Genomic DNA, 18,706 nt, shown 5'->3' on the forward strand with positions numbered 1-18,706 from the left:
ATGTGGTCGCCGAAGCATAGAGCCGCACCGGTTCGGGTCAATCGACCCGATCAGCGCCGCTTGCTGTCGTGCCGGATGTTGCCCGGCCGGCCACGCCGCTTGATGGGACGGGGCCGGCCCTTGTGGACCCGGTCCCGCTGGAAGGGCGAGGGTCCGGCCGAGCCCTTGCCGTCGGGCAGCTCGAAGCGCAGCGCCCCGGAGACCGGATTGGCCTCCACCAGCCGCAGCTGGAGCCGCATGCCGATGGTGAATTCGTCGCCGCTCTCGTCGCCGACCAGCCGCTGTCCGGCCTCGTCGTAGCGGAAATACTCCGTCCCCAGGTCCCGCGCCGCGACCAGCCCGTCGCCGCCGACGCCGTCCACCGTGGCGAAGAAGCCGAAGCTCTGCACCCCGGTGATCCGTGCCTCCAGTATCTCGCCGACATGGTTGGCGAGATAGGCGGCGACATAGCGGTCGATCGTCTCCCGCTCGGCCTCCATCGCCCGCCGCTCGAGGCTGGAGATGCTCTCGCCGATCCGCTCCATCGTCGCGGCCTCGTCCTGCGTCAGCCCGCCCGGCCCGAGGTCATAGGCCTGGACCAGCGAGCGGTGGACGATCAGGTCGGCATAGCGGCGGATCGGCGAGGTGAAGTGCGCATAGCTGCCCAGCGACAGGCCGAAATGGCCGTGGTTGGCCGGCCCGTACGACGCTTGCATCTGGCTGCGCAGCACCTGCTGCATCACCTGTTCGCGGAAATCGCTCTCCCCCACCCGCTTCAGGATATGGTTGAAGGTCGCCGGCTTGATCACCTGCCCCAGCGCGAACTCGACCCCGAAGGTCTTGAGATACTCGCGCAGCGCGACAAGCTTCTCACGCGCCGGCGGCTCGTGGATGCGGTACATCACCGGCGCCTTCTTCGCTTCCAGCGCCTTGGCCGCGGCGACATTGGCCGCGATCATATAGTCCTCGATCAGCTTGTGCGCATCGAGGCGCTCGCGCGGCGCCACCGAGAGGATGCGGCCCATCTCGTCGAGCACGATCCGCCGCTCGGGCAGATCGAGGTCGAGCGGCTCGCGCTTGTCGCGCGCCTTGTTGAGCGCCGCCCAGCAGCCCCAGAGCGGCCGCAGCGCCGTCTCGGTCAGCGGGTGCTCGATCTTGCCGTCGATCGCCGCCTGCGCATCCTCATAGGCGATGTTCGCCGCGATGCTGACCACGGCGCGGGTGAAACGCCAGGATTTGAGTTCGCCATGCTTGCCGATCTGGAGATGGCAGGCCAGCGCCGCGCGGTCCTCGCCTTCCTTCAGCGAGCAGACTTCGGCCGAGAGGATCTCGGGCAGCATCGGCACGACGCGGTCGGGGAAATAGACCGAGTTGCCGCGCTTGCGGGCCTCCCGGTCCAGTTCCGAGCCAGGGCGGACGTAGAAGCTGACATCGGCGATGGCGACCACGGCCTTCCAGCCGCCTTCGTTCTTGGGGTCGTCGTCGGGCGCAGCCCAGACCGCGTCGTCATGGTCGCGGGCATCGGCGGGATCGATCGCGACGATCGGCAAGTGGCGAAGGTCTTCGCGCTTGCCGAGGTCGAGCTTCGACACCCGCTCGGCCTCTTCGAGCAGATCCTCGGAGAAGACATTGGGGATGCCGTGCCGGTGGATCGCGATCAGCGAGAAGCTGCGCGGGGCGAAGGGATCGCCGAGCCGCTCGACCACCTTGGCGGTGATCCGCGGCGGCCGGCCGGTCTTCTCGGCCAGCACCAGGTCGCCGACCTCGGCGCCGCCGGCGTCGGAGACCATCCAGTTGCGCCGCTCCTTCTTCTCGACGCCCTGCAGCCAGAGCCGCCCGGCCTCTTCCTTGAGCACGCCGAGCATCAGTTCCTCGCCGCGGGCGAGCTTCTTCATCGGATGGGCGATCCAGCCGTTGCCGGCTTCCTCGGTGCGCGCCAGGATGCGGTCGCCGATCGCCAGCGCCGAGCGCTTGCCGCGCTGCTCGCGGACGCGCAGGCGTGGCACGGGGATGCCCTCAGCCTCCCAGCTTTCGGGTACCGCCCAGGTCGTGTCGCCGTCCGCATCGGTGATGCGCAGCACGGTGACCTTGGGAATGCCGCCCATCTTATGGAAGGCGCGGCCGGGGGCGACGTCGATCAGCCCCTCGTCGCTCATGTCCTTGAGCAGGGCCTTGAGCAGGATCTTGTCCTGTCCGTGGAGCCCGAAGGCCTTGGCGATCTCGCGCTTGCCGGCCGGGGTGTCGGAACGAGTGATGAATTCGAGAATCTGCTGCCGCGTGGGCAGTCCAGCTTTGATCTTGGTTTTTGCCATTGACCCCCAAGATAGGGACTCGCGGGCGGCCTGCCAACGCAATAACCTGCCGGCGTGACATATGACCTTCTGATCGTCGGCGGCGGCATCAACGGGTGCGCGATCGCCCGCGAGGCCGCGCTGCTCGGGCTCAGCGTGCTGCTCGTCGAGAAGGACGACCTCGCCGGGCATACCAGCAGCGCCTCGACCAAGCTGATCCATGGCGGCCTGCGCTATCTCGAGACCTATGAGTTCCGCCTGGTCCGCGAGGCGCTGCACGAGCGCGAGCGGCTGCTCGACGCCGCGCCGCACCTGATCCGCCCGCTCACCTTCGTGCTGCCGCATGCCCATTCGGTGCGGCCCTGGTGGATGGTGCGGCTCGGCCTCCACCTCTACGACCTGCTCGCCGGCGGCACCTCGCTGCCGCGCTCGCGCGGGCTGCGCAAGGGCGACCGGGCCTATACCGATCCGCTGGCCGGCACGCATCGCGGCTTCGTCTATTCGGACTGCCGGGTCGACGACGCCCGGCTCACGCTCGCCAACGCCGTCGATGCCGCCGCGCACGGCGCCGAGATCGCCACGCGGACGGCGTTGCTGGCCGCCCGGCGGGAGGGCGCAACGTGGCGCGCCGCGCTTTCCGACGGGCGCAAGATCGAGGCGCGCGGGCTGGTCAATGCCGCCGGCCCCTGGGTGAAACAGCTGCTCGACACGCTGGCTATCGCTAATCATTCGCAGGTCCGGCTGGTCAAGGGCAGCCACATCGTCGTCCCCAAGCTGTTCGACGGCGACCATGCCTATATCCTCCAGCAGCCCGACCGGCGGATCGTCTTCGCCGTCCCCTATGAAGGCGAATTCACCGAGATCGGCACGACCGACATCCAGGTCGATCGGCCCGAGGACGCGATCTGCTCCGAGGAGGAGAAGCTCTACCTGCTCGAGGCAGCGAACCGCTATTTCACCCGCCAGGTCACCGCGCAGGACATCGTCTGGGCCTGGTCCGGCGTGCGCCCGCTGCACGATGACGGCGCGGCCAAGGCGCAGGCGGTGACGCGCGACTATGTGCTCGAGCTCGACCGCGACGGCCCGCCCTTGCTGTCGATCTTCGGCGGCAAGATCACCACGGCGCGGGCGCTGGCCGAGGAGGCGCTGGCCAGGATCGGACCGGCGCTAGGCGCCGAAGTCGAGCCGATGACGCGGGCGCGGGTGTTTCCCGGCGGCGCGATCGCCGACCTCGACAAATGGGTGGCCCAGGCCAGGGCGCGCTGGCCGTTCCTGGGCGATGCGCGGGCGACGCGGATGGCGCACGCCTATGGCTGCTGCCTGGGCGACATGCTGCGCGGCGTGACCGACATCGGCGAAGACCTGGGCGCGGGCCTCACCGCCACCGAGGTCCGCTGGATGCGCGACCATGAATGGGCGCGCACCGCCGAGGACGTGCTGTGGCGGCGCTCCAAACTCGGGCTGCATGCCGGGCCCGAGCTGGCGGCGAAGGTCGAGGCGATATTGGGCGAGTCCGTTAGCGCTAACGGGCTTTAAGTCCTTCTTAAACCTCCCGAGGCAGTTTCGCCGCGGGGTGGAGAGAGAATGGCGACCAAATTCTCCCAATATCGGGCCGTGGTACCCGCGCTGGTCGAACAGCGCGCGGCGCCGCGTCACCGTATCCTGGTCACCCGCGCCACGCTGACCAAGCGCGGCAACAAGCCCGTCGAGGCGATGCTTCACGACCTCTCCGTCTATGGCTGCCGGCTGGCCTGCACCGCGCCGCACGGCGAAGGCGAGAAGGTATGGCTGAGCCTGCGCGGCGACCAGCCCGTGCCCGCCACGGTGGTGTGGAACGACGGCGCGCATATCGGCTGCCGGTTCGACGACCCGATCGAGCGCAGCCTAGTGCGGCAGCTGACCCTGGTGATCTGCTGATCCTACACGTGCGGCATGAGTCGCGCGCGGAAAGTCACGAAGGCCGCACCAATGGCGAGCGGCGCCCGGCCCGAACCCCGGCCTTTCGCAACAGAATTGCGCGCGGCTTTCCCTATATTTCCAACAGTGGAAAGAGCGGCGGAATTGCTTCCGGCCGAGCGAGGGAAGCAGGCGAAATCCTACATTGCAAGCCATTCGTCCCAGCGCCGTCATCCCGGCGAAGGCGGGGGATGACGATGCAATGGGGATGCTGATTAGGCTAGAACTTAGGCTAGAACCCGATCACGTTCGCCCGGGTGAAGCGCTTCGCCTGTTCCGCGGTCAGCAGCTTGCGGTCCTCGCCGGCGGCGCCGGCACCGCCGCCGCGGTTGGCGAACTCGTAGAGCCGCGCTTCCTGCGGGGTCAGGCGGCGCGGGTCGCCGTCCGGGCCCTTGTAGCCCATCCAGGTCCAGCCCTCGCGGCGGATATGCGCGTCGAGATAGCAGCGCAGGAACGCCGCCTGGCCGAGCAGCGCCATGTTGCCGCCGGCGCGCCAGGGGCGGCCGAGAAACGCCGAATGGTCGGGCACGCCGTTCTCGCGCATCAGCTTGCAGTCCGAAAAGACCAGGCCGAATTCCTGCGCAGCGGGGGTGCTGGGCGCGGCGACATAGCCGAAGCCCTCGGCATTCGGCACATAGCGGGTGACGATCTCGCAGCCCTGGAACCAGGCCGCGGCGCCGCCGAAGATGAAGTCCACCCCGCCGACGATCTTGGTGTCGGTGACCAGGCTGCGCGCCTGCAGGTAGAAGGTGTCCTGATAGCCGAGCAGCACGCAGCGATCGACGGTCGTGCGGTCCGCCTCGCGGCCGATCGCCAGCGCCACCGCCTGCGCGCCATTGCCCGCGCCGTCGCGCCGGGCGCCGATATAGTCGAAGCTGTTGCTGACGATGAGGTCGCGCAGCGTGACGTTCGGCGCGGCGATGGTTAGCGTGGCCGAACCGCCGGTACCCCAAGTGCCGCCGCCGGGCTTGGGCGTGCCGCTGGCGGTACCATATTCGATCACCGTGCCCTCCGAGCCCTGGAGCGTGACGCCGGGCGCGCGGACCACGAGCTTTTCGGTGAAGAGGCCGGGCTTGAGCAGGATCCGGAACGGCCGCCCTGCCCGCTCGGCCTGCGCCAGTGCCGCGCCGAGCGTGCCGGTGGCGGGATCGACCACCGCGTCCCAATGCTCCGCCCCGCGCGCCCGGGCCGCGACCGGCAGCGCCAGCGCACCGGCGAGGAAGGCGCGCCGGCCGGTCATCCCCAGCGATAGTTGAAGCTTATGCTGATCCGCTGCTCCTTGCCGGAGCCGGGCGGGACTTCGTGGCGGAGCCAGCTTTCCCAGAGCAGCACGGTGCCGGGCTCGGGCACGATCTCGACGAAGCTCTGCAGCGCCTCGGGCGCATCCTCGCGGCGCGGCGGTGCGGCCATCATCATCGCCAGGCGCGGGTCCTCGAGCTTCAACCCGCGCGACCCCTTGGGCAGCGCAACGTAGAGCGTGCCCGAGACGACGCTGTGCGGATGGATATGCGCGCTGTGTCCGCCCTTGCCGTCGAGGACATTGACCCAGAGGCTGTCGAGCTTGAGCTTCCTGCCGCCGAGATCGAAGGCGCAGGCCGTGGCAAACTTCGCGACATGCTTGTCGAGCAACCGCTTGAGATCGGCGAAATTGGGGTCGCGGATCGGCAGGTCGTCGAGCGAGGCGTAGCTGGTGTAGCCGCGATAATTGTGCTCGCGGCACCAGCGGCGGCCGGCGCTGTCGTCCTCGGCAAGCTGGAGGCACGAATCCTCCAGCGCCTCGAGGAGCTCGGCGTCGCCGAGCGGCTGCTCGTAGAGCTGGGTGGTGAAGAGCGTGCGCACGGTGCGGGCTATCGCCGGTAACGGGGGTAGGCGCAAGCGCACCCCTTTTCGTCATCCCCGCGAAGGCGGGGATGACGGTTAGTTAGTACGCGCGAGCGACGAGGATGCGCTCCACCGCGGGCGCGCCGGTGAAGATGCAGGTGCCGGTGGCCGGCGCTGCGTCGCTCGGCACGTTGCGGAAGGTGAGCTTGAGCGCCTTCAGCCGCTCGACCACCTTGTCGAGATCGGCACCGCTCGGCCTGGACCACTCGACCTCGACCCAGCCGGGGAACTTGCCGGCCTTCTCGAAATAGGCCTCGAGCCCGGCGAAGTCGGTGACGTCGCGGACGATGTTCGCGTCGGTGCGCGCCCTGGCTTCGGCGAACAGCGTCTTCTGCACGCCCTCGAGCGTGGCAACCACGTCGCCGAGGAACGCGTCGCGCGCCACGATCGCCGAGTTGAGCTTGCCGTCCTCGCGGTAGAGATCGGTGCGGACGGTGACCGAGACATTGCCGCCGGCCATGTCGCGCCCGCCGACCTCGACGACGATCGGCGCGCCCTTCTTGATCCAGCCCCAGCGCTTGGTGACCGCCTTGATCGCCTTGAGATCGAGCAGCGCGCGCACGGGCTCGCCGAACGCGCTGAGCCCGGAGAGTTCCTGCTGCAGCGACTTGCAATAGTCGATCAGCGCGGCGTCCTCGTCATTGTCGCGCAGCATCGGCACGATCGCGACCTGCCAGGGCGCGATGCGCGGCGGCACGCGCAGGCCGTCGTCGTCGCCATGCGTCATGATCATGCCGCCGATCATCCGGGTGGACATGCCCCAGCTGATCGTCTGGGCGAGCTCCTGCTGGCCTTCCGAATTCTGGAACTTGATGTCCTGCGCCTGGCTGAAGGTGGTGCCGAGGAAGTGGCTGGTGCCCGCCTGGAGCGCCTTGCCGTCCTGCATCATCGCCTCGATCGAATAGGTCGAGACGGCGCCGGGGAAGCGCTCATTCTCGGGCTTCTCGCCGGCGACCACCGGCATCGCCGCGCAATCCTCGGCGAAGCTGCGGTAGATCTCGAGCGCCTTCAGCGTCTCCTCGCGCGCCTGCTCGGCGCTGGCATAGGCGGCATGCCCCTCCTGCCACAGGAACTCGCTGGTGCGCAGGAACATGCGCGTGCGCATCTCCCAGCGCACGACGTTCGCCCATTGGTTGATCTGCACCGGCAGGTCGCGCCACGACTGGACCCAGCGGCTGAACGCGGCGCCGATCACCGTCTCCGAGGTGGGACGCACGATCAGCGGCTCCTCGAGCTTCGCGCTGGGATCGGGCATCAGCCCGCCCTTGCCGTCGGCGATCAGCCGGTGGTGCGTGACCACCGCCATCTCCTTGGCGAAGCCCTCGACGTGATCGGCCTCCTTCTCGAAATAGGATAGCGGGATGAACAGCGGGAAATAGGTGTTGTCGTACCCGGCACCCTTGATGCGATCGTCGAGCAGGCGCTGGATCCGCTCCCAGATGCCATAGCCCCACGGCCGGATGACCATGCAGCCGCGCACGCCGCTTTCCTCGGCCATGTCGGCCTCGGTGATGACGACTTGGTACCATTCGGCGAAATTGGCTTCGCGGGTGACGCTGAGGGCATGCTTGATCATGACCGCGCGGATAGCGGCAAAGCTTGACGCGGCAAAGAGGAGTCGCGCTTGATTGCACCATCACAGTTTCAAGGAGGCACATGGTGAGCGGACGGTGGCGGACTCTGGCGCTGGTGCTGGTGGCGATCGGCGCGCTGGCCTGGGCGCTCACCCAGTTTCGGCACGCAGGCCCGAGCAACCCGCTGACCGACCCGGCATCGGTGGAGCGCGAGCTGCTCGCCGACGAACCCGGCGGGGCGCTGAGCCGGACGATCAAGCAGACCTTCCCCGACGAGTTCAAGGCGCTGACCGCCGCAGTGGTCGCGCGGGCGCGCGACGGCGGCGGGCCGGCCGAGGTGCAGGAGACCGCCGGCGCGTTCATCAGCAAGGCGACGCTGCGGCACGCGCCCGAGCTGGCCCGGGCGCCGGTGGGGGCACTGCGGGCCTATCTGGCGACCCAGATCGCGCTGGCCGAAGCGCTGTCGGCGACTTCGCCGGAGCGCTGTGCGGCCTATTTCGCCGATCCGCTGGAGGGGGAGAACTGGTACGCTCCCGACCTGCGCGCGCGCTACCTGCGGCAGAATATCGCGCTGTGGCAGGCCGCCGCCGCGGCGCGCGACACGCCGGTGGACCGCATGATCCCCGCGCCTTCCCCCAAGCCCGTTTCCTGCGCCGAGGGGCTGGACGCACTAAAGCGGACCGCGGCCTTGCCCGACACGCAGTTCGAGCAGGCCTATCCGGCGATGCTCTAGGCTTGCCCCCGGCACCGCCCTGCCGCAAAGCCGCAGGCGTGCAGGGCGATCGGATATTGAAGGGCATCTTGCTGCGGCTGTTCGCGGTCGCCTGCCTCGCGACCATGTCTGCGCTGATCAAGCTCGCCGAGGCGCGCGGCGCCGGGCTGGTCGAGACGATGTTCCACCGCCAGCTCTGGGCGGTGCCGCTGGTCACCGCCTGGGTCGCGGCCGGGCCTGGGCTGGGCTCACTCCGCACCGAACGCTTCGGCGCGCACCTGTCGCGCACCGCGGTGGGGCTGACCGGGATGATCTTCACCTTCGGCGCGGTGCTGCTGCTGCCGCTCGCCGAGGCGACGACCTTCCAGTTCACCGTGCCGATCTTCGCGACGATCCTGGGCGCGGTGCTGCTGCGCGAGCCGACCGGCTGGCATCGCTGGGGCGCAGTGCTGGTCGGGTTCGTCGGCGTGCTGATCGTCACCCAGCCGTGGAGCGCGCATATCCCGCCCTTCGGCGCGCTGGTCGGGCTGCTCGCGGCGCTGTTCGTCGCGATCGTCGCGATCCTGCTGCGCCAGATCGGCAAGACCGAGGCGACGGGCACGACGGTGTTCTATTTCTCCGCGCTCTCGGTGCCGGTGCTGGGTATCGCCTATGCCTTCCAGCTCAAGGCGCATGATCCGCTCACCTGGGCGATGCTGGTCGGGATCGGGCTGATCGGCGGCGTCGGCCAGCTCGCGCTCACCGGATCGGTGAAGCACGCGCCGGTGAGCGCGGTGGTGCCGATGGACTATTCGAGCCTGATCTGGGGCACGCTCTATGGCTGGGCGATCTTCGGGATGTGGCCGAGCGGCTGGACCTGGCTGGGCGCGCCGGTGATCATCGCCAGCGGGCTCTACATCGTGTGGCGCGAGCGGATGCGCGGCATCCCCGAGCCGGCGGCGACCGGGGCGGAGATGGAGCCGGTCTAGCCCCGGCGATACACCAGCACGAGGTTGTTCGCCGGCATTTCGACCAGCCGCTCGAGCGTCAGACCGTGCGGCGCCGCAGCATCGGTCACCTCCTCGACGAAGCGCAGCCCGAAGCGCGCGTCCTTGTCCTTGAGCCACAGCTCGAACTGCTCGTTCGACGGCGCGGTCTCGACGCCGTGGCGGCGATAGGGGCCGTAAAGGATCAGCGGGCCGCCTGCGGACAGCGCCCGCCCCGCCCCGGCGAGCAGGCCGAGCGTCGCTTCCCACGGGCTGATATGCACCATGTTGATGCACAGGACCGCGTCGGCGACGGGGAAGTCGCCGCGCGCCGCGTCGATCGCCAGCGGCGCACGGACATTGGCGATCCCGTCGCTCCACGCCGCGATCGAAGCGAGCGATTCCGCGTCCGGATCGCTCGGCTGCCAATCCAGCGCCGGGAAGCGCGCGGCAAAGGCGGCGACATGCTCGCCGGTGCCGCTGGCGATCTCCAGCACCAGGCCGGCGAGTGGCAATATCTCGGCCAGCACCGCCGCGATCGGATCGCGGTTGCGTTCCGTCGCGGGGGCGTGGCGCTTCATGCCGCGCGCGCTTCCTCGAGCAGACGGCGGCCGCGCAGGTACATCTCGACGCGCATCATCGTGAAGGTGCCGAGCGCGAGCATGCCGAACGCCTGGGTGACCAGCGCGAGATCGAAGTGCAACGCCGAGCCCTCGACCTGCGCGCCCATCTTGAGCGCGATCAGCACGACGATGAAGAGCAGCCCGGCCATCGAGGCCTTCTGGTTGAGCCGGTGCGTTTCCGGATCGACTGCGATATGCATCAGCCTGCCGCGCTGCCAGCCAAGCGCACAGCCGACCGCCAGCGCGACGGCGCACACCGCCCAGCCCAGCGGACTCGGCAGCCCGCGCGTGAACAGCAGGGCGACGAGCACCGCATAGACCGCCGGGACGATCCACAGCTGCTCGAGCTTGAGCGGGCGCATCTGCGACATGCGCCGCATGCGCAGGAACAGCACCAGCGCGATGACCACGCCGGTGATTGCGTACTGGATGAACGGATTGGGATGACCAGGCTGAACGTGCATTTGCGACTCCCCCGAGTTTCGAGGCGGCTTATATCCACAACACAGTGACTTGCGCCAGACGGCTTGCACGGGCACGCGCACCGGTCCATCAAGCCGGCCGGGAGGGCGCATGCAGATCGAACAGGATAGCGCCGGCGTGAAGTTCGCCCCGCCCGCGGCCTTTGTCGGCGCGCTGGTTGCGGGGCTGGTGCTCGGCAAGGTCGTCGGCAGCCCCGGGCTGCCGCTGCATGAATCGACCGAGCGCGGCATCGGCTGGCTGGCCGTGATCCTGGGCGTCGGCATCGTCTTCTCGGCGATCGGGCTGTTCCGCGCGGCGGGCACCGATCCCCAGCCGTGGAAGCGCTCGACCGCGCTCGTCACCGACGGTGTCTATCGCTGGTCGCGCAACCCGATGTATTTCGGCATGGCGCTCGCCTATGCCGGCATCGCGGTCTGGATGGACAGCCTGGTCTCGCTGCTGCTGCTTATCCCGCTGGTGATCGTGATCCAGAAGGAAGTGATCGAGCGAGAGGAGGCCTATCTCGCCGGCAAGTTCGGCGCGCGCTACCTGGCCTACAAGTCCGCCGTCCGCCGCTGGGTCTAGGGCCGGCGCGGATAGTCGCCGCGCACCGCGATGCAATAGCGCAGGTGCGGACCTGGCGCCGCCTTGCGCAGGTCGGGAATCGCGAAATTGGTCCTGCCGTCGCCGCCATAGGTGGGGCCGAGGATCGAATAGAGCACTTCATAATTGCGGACCGGCAGGATCCGGCCGTCGGCGTCGAGCCAATGCTCGGGGCAGAAGCTCCCCGAGAAGAGCATCACTTCGCCGACAAAGGGGTCCGGGCCCGCCAGCGCCGGCGTGGAGACGGTAGCAGCGGCGGTGACGATGGCGGCCGTGAGCAGCGCATGTTTCATGTCGAGTTCCCCTTGATCCTGCGCCGGACAGGCTGCCCCGGCGCTGGGCCGGCGCGCAAACCCGATTTGGTCGGTTCCGGTGCATCCGGCGGGCAATGAACGAAGCCGCGCCCGGCACGTTGACTGCGCATGGCCGCGATCTCCTTCCCCGAACCCATGCTCCGCCGCATCGGCGCCGCCGCCGGCGAGATGATGGGCACCGCGCCCGGCATGGACTTCGATTTCGCCGCGCCGGCGGGCGAAGCCGCGCTGCTCCCCTCGGACTCGGTGTCGTGGCGGGTGTTCAAGAACCCGGTCACCCTGTTCATCGGCGGCGTCGCCGCGGTGCTGCTCGAGCTGGCGGAGCCCGGCGTGCGCGACGGCGTGTGGCAGCATTCGAACTTCCGCACCGATGCGCTCACCCGGCTGCGCCGCACCGGGCTTGCCGCGATGATGAGCGTCTATGGCCCGAGGAGCCGCGCCGAGGCGATGATCCGGGGCGTGGTCCGCGCGCACGAGCGCGTCACCGGCACCACCAGCGAAGGCACGCCCTATCGCGCCAACGATCCCGTGCTGCTCGACTGGGTGCAGGCGACCGCGTCCTATGGCTTCATCCGCGCCTATCACGCCTATGCCGAGACGCTGAGCTATCGCGAGCGCGACAGCGCGCTGGCCGAGGGCGCGGTGGTGGCGCGGCTCTATGGCGCGACCGGCGCGCCGACCAGCGAGGCGAAGATGGCGGCGATGTTCGCCCGGATGGACGCGCGGCTGGTGCCCTCGCCGATCATCGCCGAGTTCCTCGAGATCATGCGCACGGTGCCGGCGCTGCCCTGGGTCGCGCGGCCGTTCCAGCGGATGCTGCTGCGCGCCGCGGTCTCGCTGCTGCCCGACGCGCTGATCGCGCGGCTCGACCTGGAGGAATGGCGGCTGCGCGAGCATGAGCGCCGCATCGTGCGGCTGGTCGCCAGGCTAGCCGACCGGGTGCCGCTGCTCGAGGCGCCGCCGGCCAAGGCGAGCGAACGGGTCGGGCTGCCGGCCGACTGGCTGTGGCAGCGGCACCGCTGACGACTAAGCCCCTCTCCTTCCTCCCCTTCTCCCGTTGGGAGAAGGAGGGGCCCGCCGCCCGCAAGGCGTGGGAGGGTGAGGGTGAACGCCCCTCAGGCCGTGCCGCTCATGGAGCGCTCGCCCTCACCCAACCCTCTCCCAAAGGGAGAGGGCTTTTGAGGTGGCTTACTCCGCAGCTTCCGCCTTTGCCGGGGCCTTCCACGCGAGCACCGGCTTGCGCGCGGCGAGCGTCTCGTCGAGGCGGCGGCGCGGCGCGAAGTGCGGGGCGGTCTTGATCGTCGGGTCGCCGTTCTTGGCGCGGGCTGCCACGCTGCGGAACGCGCCGATGAACTGGTCGAGCGTCGCCTTCGACTCGGTCTCGGTCGGCTCCACCAGCATCGCGCCGTGGACGACGAGCGGGAAGTACACCGTCATCGGGTGATAGCCCTCGTCGATCAGCCCCTTGGCGATGTCGATCGTCGAGATGCCTTCCGGCAGGCCGCGGTCGCTGAAGATCGCCTCGTGCATGCACGGTCCGTATTTGGCGAAGGGAGCCTCGAGCACGTCTTCCATCGAGCGCAGGATATAGTTGGCGTTGAGCACCGAATCCTCGGCGACCTGACGGAGACCGTCCGCGCCGTGGCTGAGGATGTAGGTCAGCGCCCGCGTGAACATTCCCATCTGGCCGTTAAAGGCGGTCATGCGGCCGAAGGTGCCGGCATGATGCTCGCCCGCAGTCTCTTCCTCGACGAGGTGGAACTTGTCGCCCTGCTTCTCGACAAACGGCAGCGGCGCATAGGGTGCCAGCGCCGCCGACAGCACGACCGGGCCCGAGCCCGGGCCGCCGCCGCCATGCGGGGTCGAGAAGGTCTTGTGCAGGTTGATGTGCATCGCATCGACGCCGAGATCGCCCGGGCGGACCCGGCCGACGATCGCGTTGAAATTGGCGCCGTCGCAATAGACATAGCCGCCCGCCGCGTGGACCGCGTCCGAGATCGCCTTCATCTCGCGCTCGAACAGGCCGCAGGTATTGGGGTTGGTGATCATCACGCCGGCGATGTCCGGCCCCAGCCGCGCCTTGAGCGCCTCCAGGTCGACACGGCCGTCCTCGGTGGCGGGGATGTCCTCGACCGAGAAGCCGGCGAACGCGGCGGTCGCCGGGTTGGTGCCGTGCGCGCTGGTCGGCACGAGCAGGATCTTGCGGTCCTGCTGGCCCTGCGCGTCGAGCGCCGAGCGGATCGCCAGGATGCCGCAGAGCTCGCCATGCGCGCCGGCCTTGGGGCTCATCGCCACCGCCTGCATGCCGGTCAGCGTGATCAGCCAGTGGGCGAGCTGGTCGATGACCTCGAGCGCGCCCTGCACCGTGTCGACGGGAGCGAGCGGGTGGATATCGGCGAAGCCCGGCAGGCGCGCCATGCGCTCGTTGAGGCGCGGATTGTGCTTCATCGTGCACGAGCCGAGCGGGAACAGGCCCAGGTCGATCGCGTAGTTCTGGCGGCTGAGGCGGGTATAGTGGCGCACCGTCTCGGGCTCGGACAGGCCGGGCAGGCCGATCTCGGCATCACGGGTCAGGCCGCCGAGGCGCGACTTGGCCTGCGGCACCTCGCCGAAATCGACGCCCGTGGTTTCGGACGAACCGATCTCGAAGATGAGCGCTTCCTCGAGCATCAGCGCGCGATTGCCGGTGAAGGTCGAGAGGTCGCTGGCCTCGCCGGCCTGCGGGGTGGTCGGGCGCCAGCCGGACTGGTTGATCGTGCTCATGCCAGCACCTCCTGGAGCGCGGAGGCAAGCGTCTCGACGTCCTCCGAAGTAGTGGTTTCGGTGACCGCGACGATCAGGCCGGTGCCAAGATCCGCGGCCGAAGGATACAGTCGGCCGAGGGAGACGCCTGCGAGGATGCCCTGCTCGGCCAGCGTGCGAACCACCGGGCGCGCTTCCTTCGACAACTTAAGGGTAAACTCGTTGAAGAAGGTCGGGGTGACCAGCTCGACCCCCGGCACCTGGGCCAGGCGATCGGCGGCGGCCGAGGCGCCGGCATGGTTGATCGCGGCGAGCTGGCGCAAGCCCTTCTCGCCGAGCAGCGTCATGTGCACCGACATGGCCAGCGCACACAGCACCGAGCTGGTGCAGATGTTCGAGGTCGCCTTCTCGCGGCGGATATGCTGCTCGCGGGTGGAGAGCGTCAGCACATAGCCGCGCTTGCCCTCGGCATCCTGGGTCTCGCCGCACAGGCGGCCCGGCATCTGGCGGACCAGCTTCTCCGAGCAGGCGAACAGGCCCACATAAGGCCCGCCAAACTGCAGGCCGACGCCGAGCGACTGGCCCTCGCCCACCACGATGTCCGCGCCCATCTCGCCGGGCGAGCGGATCGCGCCCAGCGCCACCGGCTCGGTGACGACGGCGACGAGCAGCGCCTTCTTCGCATGCGCGGCTTCGGCGAGCTTGGAGAGATCGGCGATGCGGCCGAGAATGTCGGGATACTGGACCACGACGCAGCTGGTATCGTCGTCGATCTGGGCGATCAGGTCGTCGGTGTCGGACGTCGGCGACAGCGTCGGAACCGCGGTGACGAGCTGGTCACCGGTGAACTTGGCCATCGTCTCGGCGACCGAGACATAATGCGGGTGCAGGCCGCCCGAGAGGATCGCCTTGCCGCGCTTGGTGACGCGCCGCGCCATGGTGATGGCTTCCCAGCACGCGGTCGAGCCGTCGTACATCGAGGCGTTCGCGACGTCGCAGCCGAGCAGGCGCGCGACCTGCGACTGGAACTCGAACATCATCTGCAGCGTGCCCTGCGCGATCTCGGGCTGGTAGGGCGTATAGGCGGTGAGGAACTCGCCGCGCTGGATGAGATGGTCGACGCTCGCCGGCACGTGGTGGCGATAGGCGCCGGCGCCGAGGAAGAAGGGCGCGGCCCCCGCGGCGAGATTCTTCGCCGCCAGCCGGATCATGTGGCGTTCGACCGCGAGTTCGCTCGCGTGCATCGGCAGGCCGGCGATCGGGCCTTCGAGCACGGCGCTCGCGGGGACGTCGGCGAACAGGTCGTCGATCGACTTGGCGCCGATGACGCCGAGCATCGCCTCGCGGTCGGGCTGGGTAAGGGGAAGGTAGCGCATCAGGGCCTTCTCATTTGGTTTTGGTGGGCGACCAGGGCTGGATGTCGGTGGGCTCGATGCCGGCGGAGCGATCGGTGCCGCCTGCGCCGGTGCAGGTATCCTTGGCGACGGTGCCGGTGATCACGACATAACTATGTTGAAGCGGCGCGGCCTTGCGGTCGAAAGCCTCTTCGCCGCCGATACCGATGCTCGCATCTGGTTCGGCCAGCTTGCCGCGATCCTTCGCGCCGGCGGCGAACGCCGCATCGTAGCGCGCCTTTTCCGCGTAGAGGTGGCAGTCATAACCCGCGCATTCGCCGAGATAGCCGGCGAGCTGGACCGGCTTGCCCTTGAGCGCCTCGCACCGGGCGAGATAGCTTTCTACCGTCAACGCCTTCTGCCCACCGCAACCGGCGAGCAGGGCCGCGAGGGCGCCAAGGGCAAGCGGCCGAATCACAGCTTCGAGACGTAGTCCTGGTAGGCGCTGTCGTTCATCAGGCTTTCCAGCTCGCTCGGATCGCTGAGGGTGAGCTTGAAGAACCAGCCTTCGCCCTCGGGGTCCTCGTTGACCAGCGCGGGATTGTCGGCGAGCGCCTCGTTGCCCTCGATGACGGTGCCCGAGACCGGCGCGTAGACGTCGGACGCGGCCTTGACCGACTCCACGACGGCGGCGTCGTCGCCCTTGCTCACTTCCTTGCCCTCGTCCGGGGTCTCGACGAACACGATGTCGCCGAGCTGGCTCTGGGCATAGTCGGTGATGCCGACCGTCGCGGTGTCGCCGTCGACGTCGATCCACTCATGATCTTCGGTGAAATAGCGGCTCATCAGGCTCCCTTTCTGACGTATTTGTGGGCGACGAAGGGCATCTTCACGACCTCCGCCGAATGGATCTTGCCGCGCTGGGCAAGGGTGATCTTGGTGCCGGGCTCGGCCGAAGCGGCGGGCACATAGGCCATCGCGATCGGCTGCTGCAGCGTCGGCGCGAAGCCGCCCGAGGTGACCTTGCCGACCTCGTTGCCCTCGGCGTCGAGGACCAGGCCGCCCTCGCGGACCGGCTGGCGCCCCTCGACGACCAGGCCGACGCGCTTGAGGATCGGGCCCTGCTCGCGCTCGAGCATGATGCGGGCATGGCCGGGGAAGCCGCCTTCCTCGCGCCGGCGCTTCTTGAGCGCGAAGCCGAGCTGGGCGGAAACCGGGGTGGTCTCGGTATCGAGGTCATGGCCGTAGAGCGGCAGGTCCGCCTCGAGCCGCAGCGAATCGCGGGCGCCCAGGCCGATCGGCTTGACCTCGGGCTGCGCGGTGAGCGCGTCGGCGAGTGCTGCGGCCGCTTCGGCAGGTACCGAGATCTCGAACCCGTCCTCGCCGGTATAGCCCGAGCGGCTGATCCACAGCTCATGGCCCTGCCAGCCGAACGCGGCGCCCTGCATGAAGACCAGCGCCGAGACGCCGGGGATCACCCGCTCGAGCGCGGTCGCCGCCTCCGGCCCCTGAAGGGCGAGCAGGGCGTGATCCTCCATGTGGTTCATGCCGATCTCGTCGGGCAGGAACTCGCGGAAATGGGCGATGTCGTCCCATTTGCAGGCGCCGTTGACGACCATGTAGACGCTGCCGTCGTCGCGGCGGGTGAGCATCAGGTCATCGAGGATGCCGCCATTCTCGGCCATCAGCAGCGAATAGACTGGGTGGCTCGGCCTGGCGGCCTGGATGTCGGCCGGCATCAGCGCCTCGAGCGCGGCTTCCACGCCTTCGCCCGAGAAGCTGAGCTGGCCCATATGGCTGACGTCGAACAGCCCGGCATGCTCGCGCACCCAGAGATGCTCGGCCATGATGCCCTCATACTGGACGGGCATTTCATAACCCGCGAAGGGGACCATGCGGCCGCCCCGGGCGCGGTGCCACGCATCGAGCGGCAGCTGAAGCAGGGCGTCCTCGCCCTCTGCGGCTTCGGGATCCTGGCCATGGGGATCCTGGATTGTCTCGCTCATGCGCATGCTCCGGATTCGTGCAGGATACGACGAAGCGGCGCGGAATCCTCGCGCACCGGCCCATCGCCCCCTCTGTCACGGAACCTGAGAGCTTTCGCCAGCATGCTGGCTTACCCCTTCGGTGGGACGTGGCATCGCCGCGTCCGCTTTCCAGAGTGTCGTGTACGCGCGGTCCCTGGTGCCTGAGAGATTCCGGGGCGGTTGCTCCTTCGGCGGCAGGTTACCCTGCACTCTCCCGCGCGTGCCTGTCGACGGACGCAGCCTTGGCCGCGCCCTCGATTCGAGTCAATCGACGATGAAGAGCTTGGCGCCCGTCGCTGTGGACGAGCGGTGCGCCGCATCGCCGAAGTCGGACACCTGATAGGACATGCCCGCGGTCAGCCGGGTGCGCCGGCCGTCGCGCAGCTCGCTCTCGATCTCGCCTTCGAGGACCAGCAGCACATGCCCGCGATCGCACCAGTGATCGGCGAGATAGCCGGGCGAATATTCGACCATCCGCACGCGCAGATCGCCGACGGCGAAGCTTCGCCACCAGGCCATCCCGGTCTCGCCGGGATGCTCGGTGCGCGGAACCTGCGACCAGTCGGTGGCGGTAAAGGCCAGTTCGGGCAGCTTCACCGCGTGACGTTGTACTTCAGCTGATCCTCGGTCAGCTGGAAGCCGACCAGCGCCTCGAAGGTGGCCGAAAGCACCGCGCCGCGCACCGCGGGATCGGCCAGCGGGTCCATCGCCGCCGACTGCTCGCCGGCCTTGCGCTTCTCGGTCAGGCGCTTGCGGACGTCATCGGGCAGCGTCGCTGCGGCGTGATCGACATAGGTGGTCGCGGTGCCGGTGGTCTGCGCGCGCAGCTGGCCGGGCTCGAAATGCACGGTGACGCGGTTGATCCGCTTGGCGACCACCGAGGTGCCGCCGCGCACCACGGTGACGAAATAGGGGAAGCTCACGTCGCGCGCGCCGTCCGCGCTCTGGCGGCGGGCCAGCACGTCGAAATTGACCGTGGTCACCACCTGCGGACCGGCATCGTCGCAGGTCGAGGTGACGTTGGTCATCACGGCGTTGACGTCAATCGCGGTCGCCTCGCGGCTGCTCGCGGGATTGAAGATCGTCATGTCGCCGGTGCCGGCAGGAATCCCGACATGCGGGCAGGCCGAACGCGTCGCGGTCACGCCGGCGCCGCCTTCGGAGACGTCGATCTCGCCGGAGCGTTTGCAGCCGCTGAGCGCGAGCGGGATCAGGGCGAAAACGGCGAGCTTGCGGACCAAGA

General features: G+C 68.9%; 20 protein-coding genes and 1 riboswitch. Of the genes, 6 read left to right on the forward strand and 14 right to left on the reverse strand.

Translation table 11 applies throughout. The annotated features are described in order from the left end of the window. Positions 1-50: 50 nt before the first annotated feature. Positions 51-2,291: a ribonuclease R gene (gene rnr / locus ABLE38_RS20060; protein ID WP_348976025.1), complete on the reverse strand. Its 2,241-nt coding sequence runs from the start codon at positions 2,289-2,291 to the stop codon at positions 51-53. Positions 2,292-2,345: 54 nt separating this feature from the next. Between rnr and glpD the strand changes: the two genes are divergently transcribed. Next, positions 2,346-3,806: a glycerol-3-phosphate dehydrogenase gene (glpD, locus tag ABLE38_RS20065; RefSeq protein ID WP_348976026.1), complete on the forward strand. Its 1,461-nt coding sequence runs from the start codon at positions 2,346-2,348 to the stop codon at positions 3,804-3,806. Positions 3,807-3,854: 48 nt separating this feature from the next. Next, positions 3,855-4,187, forward strand: a complete 333-nt coding sequence (locus ABLE38_RS20070) for a PilZ domain-containing protein (protein ID WP_348976027.1) — start codon at positions 3,855-3,857, stop codon at positions 4,185-4,187. Between the two features lie 271 nt (positions 4,188-4,458). Here ABLE38_RS20070 and ABLE38_RS20075 read toward each other — a convergent pair whose 3' ends face one another. The 3 genes from ABLE38_RS20075 to ABLE38_RS20085 all read right to left on the reverse strand — a co-directional run bounded on the left by ABLE38_RS20075 (position 4,459) and on the right by ABLE38_RS20085 (position 7,683). Then, the gene (locus tag ABLE38_RS20075) at positions 4,459-5,466 is read right to left on the reverse strand and encodes a pectinesterase family protein (protein ID WP_348976028.1); all 1,008 of its coding nucleotides are present in this window, start codon (positions 5,464-5,466) and stop codon (positions 4,459-4,461) included. Further along, positions 5,463-6,065, reverse strand: a complete 603-nt coding sequence (locus tag ABLE38_RS20080) for a TIGR02466 family protein (RefSeq protein ID WP_348976029.1) — start codon at positions 6,063-6,065, stop codon at positions 5,463-5,465. The genes ABLE38_RS20075 and ABLE38_RS20080 overlap by 4 nt, the downstream gene beginning before the upstream one ends. A gap of 82 nt (positions 6,066-6,147) precedes the next feature. After that, complete coding sequence (locus ABLE38_RS20085; protein ID WP_348976030.1) at positions 6,148-7,683, reverse strand: aminoacyl--tRNA ligase-related protein; 1,536 nt, start codon at positions 7,681-7,683, stop codon at positions 6,148-6,150. Between the two features lie 80 nt (positions 7,684-7,763). Between ABLE38_RS20085 and ABLE38_RS20090 the strand changes: the two genes are divergently transcribed. Both ABLE38_RS20090 and ABLE38_RS20095 read left to right on the forward strand, forming a co-directional pair. Further along, positions 7,764-8,414, forward strand: coding sequence for a hypothetical protein (locus ABLE38_RS20090; RefSeq protein WP_348976031.1), 651 nt, complete (start codon positions 7,764-7,766; stop codon positions 8,412-8,414). Between the two features lie 56 nt (positions 8,415-8,470). Beyond that, a complete protein-coding gene (locus ABLE38_RS20095; protein WP_348976032.1) occupies positions 8,471-9,361 on the forward strand; it encodes a DMT family transporter in 891 nt (296 codons plus the stop codon). Here the strand turns inward: ABLE38_RS20095 and ABLE38_RS20100 are convergent. Both ABLE38_RS20100 and ABLE38_RS20105 read right to left on the reverse strand, forming a co-directional pair. Beyond that, complete coding sequence (locus ABLE38_RS20100; protein WP_348976033.1) at positions 9,358-9,939, reverse strand: DUF938 domain-containing protein; 582 nt, start codon at positions 9,937-9,939, stop codon at positions 9,358-9,360. The genes ABLE38_RS20095 and ABLE38_RS20100 overlap by 4 nt on opposite strands. Then, positions 9,936-10,445 (reverse strand): DUF1453 domain-containing protein, encoded by a 510-nt coding sequence (locus tag ABLE38_RS20105; RefSeq protein WP_348976034.1) that lies wholly within the window; start codon positions 10,443-10,445, stop codon positions 9,936-9,938. The genes ABLE38_RS20100 and ABLE38_RS20105 overlap by 4 nt, the downstream gene beginning before the upstream one ends. Before the next feature lie 109 nt (positions 10,446-10,554). Between ABLE38_RS20105 and ABLE38_RS20110 the strand changes: the two genes are divergently transcribed. Continuing rightward, positions 10,555-11,028 carry an isoprenylcysteine carboxylmethyltransferase family protein gene (locus ABLE38_RS20110; protein ID WP_348976035.1) on the forward strand — a complete coding sequence of 158 codons (474 nt, stop codon included), beginning with the start codon at positions 10,555-10,557 and terminating at the stop codon, positions 11,026-11,028. On the opposite strand, the gene ABLE38_RS20115 is transcribed toward ABLE38_RS20110, so the two are convergent. Further along, a complete protein-coding gene (locus ABLE38_RS20115) occupies positions 11,025-11,339 on the reverse strand; it encodes a tail fiber protein (RefSeq protein WP_348976036.1) in 315 nt (104 codons plus the stop codon). The two genes, ABLE38_RS20110 and ABLE38_RS20115, sit on opposite strands and share 4 nt — an antisense overlap. Positions 11,340-11,468: 129 nt before the next feature. Between ABLE38_RS20115 and ABLE38_RS20120 the strand changes: the two genes are divergently transcribed. Then, the gene (locus ABLE38_RS20120) at positions 11,469-12,383 is read left to right on the forward strand and encodes an oxygenase MpaB family protein (protein WP_348976037.1); all 915 of its coding nucleotides are present in this window, start codon (positions 11,469-11,471) and stop codon (positions 12,381-12,383) included. 165 nt (positions 12,384-12,548) lie between these two features. On the opposite strand, the gene gcvPB is transcribed toward ABLE38_RS20120, so the two are convergent. The 7 genes from gcvPB to ABLE38_RS20155 form a co-directional block, all read right to left on the reverse strand. Continuing rightward, positions 12,549-14,123 (reverse strand): aminomethyl-transferring glycine dehydrogenase subunit GcvPB, encoded by a 1,575-nt coding sequence (gene gcvPB / locus ABLE38_RS20125; protein ID WP_348976038.1) that lies wholly within the window; start codon positions 14,121-14,123, stop codon positions 12,549-12,551. Beyond that, positions 14,120-15,478, reverse strand: coding sequence for an aminomethyl-transferring glycine dehydrogenase subunit GcvPA (gene gcvPA / locus ABLE38_RS20130; protein WP_348976039.1), 1,359 nt, complete (start codon positions 15,476-15,478; stop codon positions 14,120-14,122). The genes gcvPB and gcvPA overlap by 4 nt, the downstream gene beginning before the upstream one ends. Before the next feature lie 10 nt (positions 15,479-15,488). Further along, positions 15,489-15,848 (reverse strand): hypothetical protein, encoded by a 360-nt coding sequence (locus tag ABLE38_RS20135; RefSeq protein WP_348976040.1) that lies wholly within the window; start codon positions 15,846-15,848, stop codon positions 15,489-15,491. Between the two features lie 62 nt (positions 15,849-15,910). Next, on the reverse strand, positions 15,911-16,282 hold the full coding sequence (gene gcvH / locus ABLE38_RS20140; protein ID WP_348976041.1) for a glycine cleavage system protein GcvH: 372 nt from the start codon (positions 16,280-16,282) through the stop codon (positions 15,911-15,913). Then, the gene (gcvT, locus tag ABLE38_RS20145; RefSeq protein ID WP_348976042.1) at positions 16,282-17,442 is read right to left on the reverse strand and encodes a glycine cleavage system aminomethyltransferase GcvT; all 1,161 of its coding nucleotides are present in this window, start codon (positions 17,440-17,442) and stop codon (positions 16,282-16,284) included. The genes gcvH and gcvT overlap by 1 nt, the downstream gene beginning before the upstream one ends. A gap of 159 nt (positions 17,443-17,601) precedes the next feature. Beyond that, a riboswitch (glycine riboswitch) is annotated at positions 17,602-17,690 on the reverse strand. Positions 17,691-17,727: 37 nt separating this feature from the next. Then, positions 17,728-18,060: a DHCW motif cupin fold protein gene (locus tag ABLE38_RS20150; protein ID WP_348976043.1), complete on the reverse strand. Its 333-nt coding sequence runs from the start codon at positions 18,058-18,060 to the stop codon at positions 17,728-17,730. Next, positions 18,057-18,704, reverse strand: a complete 648-nt coding sequence (locus tag ABLE38_RS20155; protein WP_348976044.1) for a hypothetical protein — start codon at positions 18,702-18,704, stop codon at positions 18,057-18,059. The genes ABLE38_RS20150 and ABLE38_RS20155 overlap by 4 nt, the downstream gene beginning before the upstream one ends. Positions 18,705-18,706: the final 2 nt, after the last annotated feature.

The organism is Sphingomonas sp. KR3-1, assembly GCF_040049295.1.
Classification (GTDB): domain Bacteria; phylum Pseudomonadota; class Alphaproteobacteria; order Sphingomonadales; family Sphingomonadaceae; genus Sphingomonas.

What these genes read in the sequence shown, in the direction of transcription:
- gcvPA (WP_348976039.1), bottom strand. Translation starts at nt 15,478, where the DNA reads ATGCGCTACCTTCCCCTTACCCAGCCCGACCGCGAGGCGATGCTCGGC.
- ABLE38_RS20100 (WP_348976033.1), bottom strand. Translation starts at nt 9,939, where the DNA reads ATGAAGCGCCACGCCCCCGCGACGGAACGCAACCGCGATCCGATCGCG.
- gcvH (WP_348976041.1), bottom strand. Translation starts at nt 16,282, where the DNA reads ATGAGCCGCTATTTCACCGAAGATCATGAGTGGATCGACGTCGACGGC.
- ABLE38_RS20110 (WP_348976035.1), top strand. Translation starts at nt 10,555, where the DNA reads ATGCAGATCGAACAGGATAGCGCCGGCGTGAAGTTCGCCCCGCCCGCG.
- ABLE38_RS20105 (WP_348976034.1), bottom strand. Translation starts at nt 10,445, where the DNA reads ATGCACGTTCAGCCTGGTCATCCCAATCCGTTCATCCAGTACGCAATC.
- gcvPB (WP_348976038.1), bottom strand. Translation starts at nt 14,123, where the DNA reads ATGAGCACGATCAACCAGTCCGGCTGGCGCCCGACCACCCCGCAGGCC.
- ABLE38_RS20075 (WP_348976028.1), bottom strand. Translation starts at nt 5,466, where the DNA reads ATGACCGGCCGGCGCGCCTTCCTCGCCGGTGCGCTGGCGCTGCCGGTC.
- ABLE38_RS20090 (WP_348976031.1), top strand. Translation starts at nt 7,764, where the DNA reads ATGGTGAGCGGACGGTGGCGGACTCTGGCGCTGGTGCTGGTGGCGATC.
- ABLE38_RS20085 (WP_348976030.1), bottom strand. Translation starts at nt 7,683, where the DNA reads ATGATCAAGCATGCCCTCAGCGTCACCCGCGAAGCCAATTTCGCCGAA.
- ABLE38_RS20115 (WP_348976036.1), bottom strand. Translation starts at nt 11,339, where the DNA reads ATGAAACATGCGCTGCTCACGGCCGCCATCGTCACCGCCGCTGCTACC.
- ABLE38_RS20070 (WP_348976027.1), top strand. Translation starts at nt 3,855, where the DNA reads ATGGCGACCAAATTCTCCCAATATCGGGCCGTGGTACCCGCGCTGGTC.
- gcvT (WP_348976042.1), bottom strand. Translation starts at nt 17,442, where the DNA reads ATGAGCGAGACAATCCAGGATCCCCATGGCCAGGATCCCGAAGCCGCA.
- rnr (WP_348976025.1), bottom strand. Translation starts at nt 2,291, where the DNA reads ATGGCAAAAACCAAGATCAAAGCTGGACTGCCCACGCGGCAGCAGATT.
- ABLE38_RS20120 (WP_348976037.1), top strand. Translation starts at nt 11,469, where the DNA reads ATGGCCGCGATCTCCTTCCCCGAACCCATGCTCCGCCGCATCGGCGCC.